At 64.7% G+C, this 6,059-nt stretch carries 5 protein-coding genes; 2 read left to right on the forward strand and 3 right to left on the reverse strand.

Annotation, left to right across the window (positions count from 1 at the left end):
- Positions 1–917 (reverse strand): DNA topoisomerase (locus tag EOA38_RS25050; RefSeq protein WP_245480911.1); only part of this gene is annotated, 917 nt, incomplete at its 3' end.
- A gap of 266 nt (positions 918–1,183) precedes the next feature.
- The gene (locus tag EOA38_RS25055; protein ID WP_126093498.1) at positions 1,184–1,561 is read right to left on the reverse strand and encodes a hypothetical protein; all 378 of its coding nucleotides are present in this window, start codon (positions 1,559–1,561) and stop codon (positions 1,184–1,186) included.
- Positions 1,562–1,727: 166 nt separating this feature from the next.
- Between EOA38_RS25055 and EOA38_RS25060 the strand changes: the two genes are divergently transcribed.
- Positions 1,728–2,474: a cytochrome c biogenesis CcdA family protein gene (locus EOA38_RS25060; RefSeq protein ID WP_126093499.1), complete on the forward strand. Its 747-nt coding sequence runs from the start codon at positions 1,728–1,730 to the stop codon at positions 2,472–2,474.
- 68 nt (positions 2,475–2,542) lie between these two features.
- Here EOA38_RS25060 and EOA38_RS25065 read toward each other — a convergent pair whose 3' ends face one another.
- Complete coding sequence (locus EOA38_RS25065) at positions 2,543–4,366, reverse strand: adenylate/guanylate cyclase domain-containing protein (RefSeq protein ID WP_127300484.1); 1,824 nt, start codon at positions 4,364–4,366, stop codon at positions 2,543–2,545.
- 373 nt (positions 4,367–4,739) lie between these two features.
- Here EOA38_RS25065 and glmU point away from each other — a divergent pair.
- On the forward strand, positions 4,740–6,059 hold a 1,320-nt coding region (glmU, locus tag EOA38_RS25070; RefSeq protein WP_127300485.1), incomplete at its 3' end, for a bifunctional UDP-N-acetylglucosamine diphosphorylase/glucosamine-1-phosphate N-acetyltransferase GlmU.

Below are 6,059 nucleotides of genomic sequence, written 5' to 3' on the forward strand. Positions count from 1 at the left end.
GTTCGCATATAGGTGATGAGGCCGGCGGTCTCGCCGCCGACATCCATGCCTTCGTAGAGCTTCTGCGCCACCTGCATGGTGCGGTTGGCCGAGAAGCCGAGCCGCGAGGAGGCGGCCTGCTGCAGCGTCGAGGTGGTGAAGGGCGGGCCGGGATTGCGCTTGGTGGGCTTGGCTTCCACCGACAGCGCCTTGAAGGCAGCGCCCTCCAGCATCGCCTTGATGTCGTCGGCCTGCGCCTTGTTGGCGATGTCGAGCTTCTGCAGCTTCTTGCCGGCATAGGCGGTCAGCCGCGCCTCGAAGCTGTCGTTGCGCGGCGTGTCGAGGATGGCGGCGATCTGCCAGTATTCCTCGCGGATGAAGCGCTCGATCTCGGATTCGCGATCGCAGACGAGGCGCAGCGCCACCGACTGCACGCGTCCGGCGGAACGGGCGCCCGGCAGCTTGCGCCAAAGCACGGGGGACAGCGTGAAGCCGACGAGATAGTCGAGCGCGCGGCGAGCGAGATAGGCGTCGACCAGCGGCGCGTCGATCTGGCGCGGATTGGCCATGGCCTCGAGCACGGAAGACTTGGTGATGGCGTTGAAGACGACGCGGCTGACCGGCTTGTCCTTCAGCGCCCGCTTCTGCCTCAGCACTTCCAGCACATGCCAGGAAATCGCCTCGCCCTCGCGATCCGGGTCGGTGGCGAGGATGAGCCCGTCGGCGTCCTTGACCGCCTTGGCGATGTCGGCAAGCCGCTTGCCAGAGGCCGTGTCGACCGACCAGGACATGGCGAAGTCCTCGTCGGGACGCACCGAGCCGTCCTTGGCCGGCAGATCGCGGACATGGCCGAACGAGGCAAGGACCTTATAGTTCTTGCCCAGATATTTGTTGATTGTCTTCGCCTTGGCCGGCGATTCGACGACGACGACGTCCATAAGGTCTCTTATCAATTATGAGGCGGCGGAAGAACTCCGCGGCGCACGACGAAATCCCACTCTTTTCGTCGCTCACATGGCCGTGCTTTTGCGATCGGTCAAGGGGAAGGAGCCAATTTGCGGACCTGCCGCCAGCGATACACTCTTAGAGTGTATGGCGAAGATCACATTTTTGGGGGATGGGTGAAGGCCATGTCTCGCAGGCGGCGAGGTGGCAGGCTGCCAGCGGAGAATCGCCGGCAACCTGCCGATTCCTTCGAGAAAATTCAGTCGGCCGCGACGACGTGCCAGGCGCCGGCGACGCCTTCGCCGGTCATGTCGCCGGCTTTCTTGTCCTTGACGAAAGTGTAGACCGGCTTGCCGTCATAGGCCCACATCTTGGTGCCGTCGGTGCGCTCGACGATCGTCCACTCGTCATCGGCCTTGGCGCCGGCCTCGGCCTTCAGCGGCGGCCAGTTGGCGGCGCATTTGTCGTAGCAGTTGGATTTGCCCTTCTCGTCCTTGTCAAAGGTGTAGAGCGTCATGCCCATGGCATCGGTGTAGATCTTCTTGCCGCCGACTTCGGCTTCCTTCCATGCCTCGGCGGCGTGGGCCGCGGTGGCGCCAAGCAAAAGGGCCGCAAATCCGAGTGCGATCGATTTCATGGCAATCTCTCCCTGAGAACGGGCGCGCGGCAATCGCGCGCCTGCTCAGTCAACGCATGGGGGAGGCCGTTTCTTCCTGGCTGGGCGACCACATGCCACACAATGGTGATTGGCAGGGCGGCTTCGGCATCGCTATATCGGCGCCAGCACAATCTGGGCTCATGAAATGGCATTGGACATCGGCTATGTCAGCGCGGTCGGGGCGGGGGCCATCTCGTTCCTGTCGCCTTGCGTGCTGCCGCTGGTGCCGCCCTATCTCTGCTACATGGCCGGCGTCTCGGTCGATGATTTCCGCGGCAACCAGGGCGTGACCGCACGGGAAGGCGCGCGCGGCGCCCTGCTCTATGCTTCTATAGCCTTCGTGCTCGGCTTTTCCACCGTCTTCGTCGCGCTCGGGGCCGGCGCCTCGACCATCGGCCGTCTGCTGCGCGTCTGGCAGGAGCCGCTGGCGATGGTGGCGGGCGCGCTGATCATCATCATGGGGCTGAATTTTCTCGGCATACTGCGCATTCCGCTGCTGTCGCGCGAGGCGCGCTTCCAGTCGCAGGGCAAGCCGGCCAACATGGTCGCGGCCTATGTCATGGGGCTCGCCTTCGCTTTCGGCTGGACGCCCTGCATCGGTCCGGTGCTCGGGCCGATCCTGACTTTAGCCGGCGGCCGCGAAACCGTGGGCGAGGGTGCAATGCTGCTCGCCGCCTACTCGCTCGGCCTCGGCATTCCCTTCCTGATCGCGGCGCTGTTTTCCGGCGCCTTCATGCGTTTCCTCGGCAAATTCCGCGTCCATCTCGGTCGCGTCGAGAAAGTGATGGGCGCGCTGCTGGTCGTCGCCGGCGTGTTTTTCCTCACCGGCGGGGTGCAGAGCGCGTCCTACTGGCTGCTGGAGAATTTTCCGGTGCTGGGGCGGCTGGGGTAATTTGCCACAAGGGACGTCGCAGGATCGGACGTGACGCGCAGGAGAGTGCGTCTTTGCAACCGCGACGATCACTCCGGCACGCCGGAGATAGCCAGCGCCTCGACGTAACGCTCGGCAAAAACCTTGTCCAGCCATGGGTTGATCTGTCTCTGCAGGGTGAGCGTGTAGGTCGGGAACGCTTCCATCAGCCGCCGCGCCGCCGCCTGCGCCTCGTCCAGCCGGTTGAGTTTGACCAGCGCCATGATCACCACCCGGTGCGAGGAGCCGTAGTTCGGCATCTCGTGCAGCGCGCGTTCTCCCCATGCCAGCGCTTCCTCGTAGCGCTCGAGCATCAGGTAGCTCATCCCGATGCCGGAGAGCGCGATGCCCTTCTCGGGATCGATCGGGCTCAGTCGCATTGCCCTGTGAAAGTGCTCGATCGCGACGAGCGGGCGGCTGGAATGTGCGTTCACCCACCCGCAGCCCGTATGGCCCTGCGCCGAATTGGGGTTGAGCAGCAGGGATCGTTCGATCGTGCCCAGCGCCATCTCGTACTCCTTCGCGCTGTAGGCGATCACCTGCGCGGCGAAGCGTAGGCTCGTGGGGTCGTCGCGCGCTTCCGCCAGGACCTCGCGCGCCATCCGCGCGGCGACTCTGGTATCGTCGGGCTCGTGCCAGCACTGGCTCACGGACAGGCTGCGGATATAGGCGCCGAGTGCCTTCGCCAAGCTGAAGCCAGGGTCGATGCTGAGCGCCTCGTTGGTGAGCCGGCGCACGTCGGCAAAGCCTTCGCGTGTCATGCTGTAGAAGCGCGGCAGCGCGCGAAGGTAGAGGTCGTAGGCGCTGATGTAGTCGGTCGGCTTCATGCGCGCCTGCTTGATCTCCTCCAGCCGGATGCTCGGCTCGACAGCGCCGACGACGCTCTCGGTCACCTTGTCCTGCAGGTCGAAGATGTCGCTCACGTCGCCCTCGAAGCGGTCGGTCCAGACATGGTGTCCGCTGATCGCATCCACCAACTGCCCGCTGATGCGCACCCGCGATCCAGCTCTGCGGATGCTGCCTTCGAGCACGTAGCGGACGCCCAGCTCGCGCCCGACCTGGCGCAGGTCCACCGCCCGGCCCTTGTAGGTGAAGGACGAGTTGCGGGCGATCACGAAGAAGGAGTCCACCCGGCTCAATCCGGTGATGATGTCCTCCACCAGCCCGTCGGCGAAGTATTCCTGGTCGGGGTCGCCGCTCATGTTGGTGAAAGGCAGAACCGCGATCGAGGGTTTCTCGGGCAGGGGAGGCGGCGCAGCCACCGAGGCGCTGGCGTCGGTGTCGACGCGGTAGGCGCGCACAGGCCGCTCGATGTTCTTGAGGCGCAGGTTGCCGAGCGGCGTGAAGCCGCAGTCGAGCTTGCCCTGAAGGTGGTCGTAGGCGGTGCCCGAGACGACCACGGCGCCGGGATCGGCGACGCTTTCGAGGCGGGCGGCGATGTTGACCCCGTCGCCGTAGAGGTCGCCATCCTCCTCGCAGACCACGTCGCCGAGATTGACGCCGATGCGGAAGCGAATCCGCTCTTCCTCGGGCGTCTCCGCCTCGTGTTCTGTCACGGCCTGCTGGATCGCCATCGCCGAGGTCACCGCGTTAACGACGCTCGCGAACTCGCACAGCATGCCGTCGCCGGTGAGCTTGACGATCCGACCCCTGTGCTCGGATACCAGCGGTTCGAGGAGGTCCTTGCGGTAGACCTTCAGCCGCTCGAGCGTGCCGCGCTCGTCGCGCTCTGTCAGGCGCGAATAGCCGACCACATCGCAAGCCAGGATCGCTGCGAGGTGGCGCTGCGTGGTCTCTGCACCGCTCGGCCAAGCGCCTGCACGCGGGCCGCCCCGCGTCCATGTCCTGCCAACTTCCAGACGCGCCACGCGCATGGTATTCATCTCTCCCAGTCTCCGCCCGTCGCCGATGCGGAACGGAAAACGCGCCTTGACCTTGCCTTCACGAGATTTCGTCATCCCGCTTGCGAGCGTGGAGCGCTCCAGCCGCCGTGCTAACAACCAACCGACGACACGCCCACGCAGCCTCTGGGGGCGCTGACACACCACTCCCAGAAGGCCGGAGATATCTCCTATGTGTGTAACCGGTTGACGCCATCGCGGCGGTGCTTTTGTATCGGGCATCCCACCAGACGTCCGCGCTTAGAGACTTCGCTCCGCCGTCTCATCGGAATTTAACCGCATTGGTGCAGCATGAGCAGCACTGCTAGCATGCTGATTCAAACGCTTTTCGTACGGTTGCCCTTTCATGAGCCAGAGATCCTGCCTGTCCGTCATCCTCGCCGCCGGCGAAGGCACGCGCATGAAAAGCGCGATGCCCAAGGTGCTGCACGCCATTGCCGGCCTACCGATGGTGGCTCATGTGGTGAAGGCGGCGGAGGCCGCCGGAGCGACGGGTCTGGCGCTGGTGATCGGCCATGGCACCGAGGAGATGCGCAAAGCCGCGCAGAAATTCGCGCCGAAGGCCGAGACCTTCGTGCAGGAGACGCGGCTCGGCACCGCGCATGCCGTGCTCGCCGCTCGCGAAGCGATATCAAAGGGTTACGACGATATTCTCGTCATGTTCGGCGACACACCTTTGATCGATGCCGAAGCGCTGGCGACCGCGCGGCAAAAGCTGGCGGAAGGGGCCGCTGTTGCGGTCATCGGCTTCCGTCCGCCCAATCCGACCGGCTACGGCCGGCTGATCGAAAAAGGTGGCCGATTGGTCGCCATCCGTGAGGAAAAGGACTGTTCCGAGGCGGAAAAGAAGATCGGCTTCTGCAATGCCGGAATGATGGCGGTGGCCGGCAAGCATGCGCTTCGACTGCTCGACAAGGTCGGCAACAGCAACGCCAAGGGTGAGTTCTACCTCACCGATATCGTCGAAATCGCCGGAGCGGAGGGCCTCGACGTGGTCGCCACCGAGGCGAGCTTCGAAAATGCGCTCGGCATCAACAACCGGGCCGAGCTCGCCGAGGCGGAAGCCATCTGGCAGGCGCGCCGGCGGCGCGAAGCGATGCTCGCGGGCGTGACGCTGATCGCGCCCGAAACCGTCTATTTCTCGCACGACACCGAAATCGGCGCCGATACGATTGTCGAGCCGAATGTCTGGTTCGGTCCGGGCGTCCAGATTTCCACCGGCGTCACGATCCATGCCTTCAGCCATCTCGCAGGCACCACCATTGCCGCGAACTGCGAGGTCGGACCGTTCGCCCGGTTGCGTCCCGGCGCCGATCTCAGAAAAAAGGCCAAGGTCGGCAATTTCTGCGAGGTCAAGCAGGCGACGGTCGAGGAGGGCGCCAAGGTCAACCACCTGACCTACATCGGCGATGCGCGCGTGGGAGCCGGGGCCAATATCGGCGCCGGAACCATCACCTGCAACTATGACGGCTTTTCGAAATTCTTCACCGACATCGGCGAGGGCGCCTTCATTGGCTCGAATTCCTCGCTGGTGGCGCCGGTCACGATCGGCAAGGGCGGCTACATCGCCTCGGGCAGCGTGATCACCGAAAGCGTGCCCGACGACGCGCTGGCCTTCGGCCGCGCCCGTCAGAAGACGATCCCCGGCAAGGGCAAGGACTGTCTC

Source organism: Mesorhizobium sp. M1E.F.Ca.ET.041.01.1.1 (genome assembly GCF_003997355.1).
Taxonomy (GTDB): Bacteria; Pseudomonadota; Alphaproteobacteria; order Rhizobiales; family Rhizobiaceae; genus Mesorhizobium.

Bases quoted from the DNA above. Each gene is read 5' to 3' on its own strand.
- EOA38_RS25055 (WP_126093498.1), bottom strand. From the start codon at position 1,561: ATGAAATCGATCGCACTCGGATTTGCGGCCCTTTTGCTTGGCGCCACC.
- EOA38_RS25060 (WP_126093499.1), top strand. From the start codon at position 1,728: ATGGCATTGGACATCGGCTATGTCAGCGCGGTCGGGGCGGGGGCCATC.
- EOA38_RS25065 (WP_127300484.1), bottom strand. From the start codon at position 4,366: ATGCGCGTGGCGCGTCTGGAAGTTGGCAGGACATGGACGCGGGGCGGC.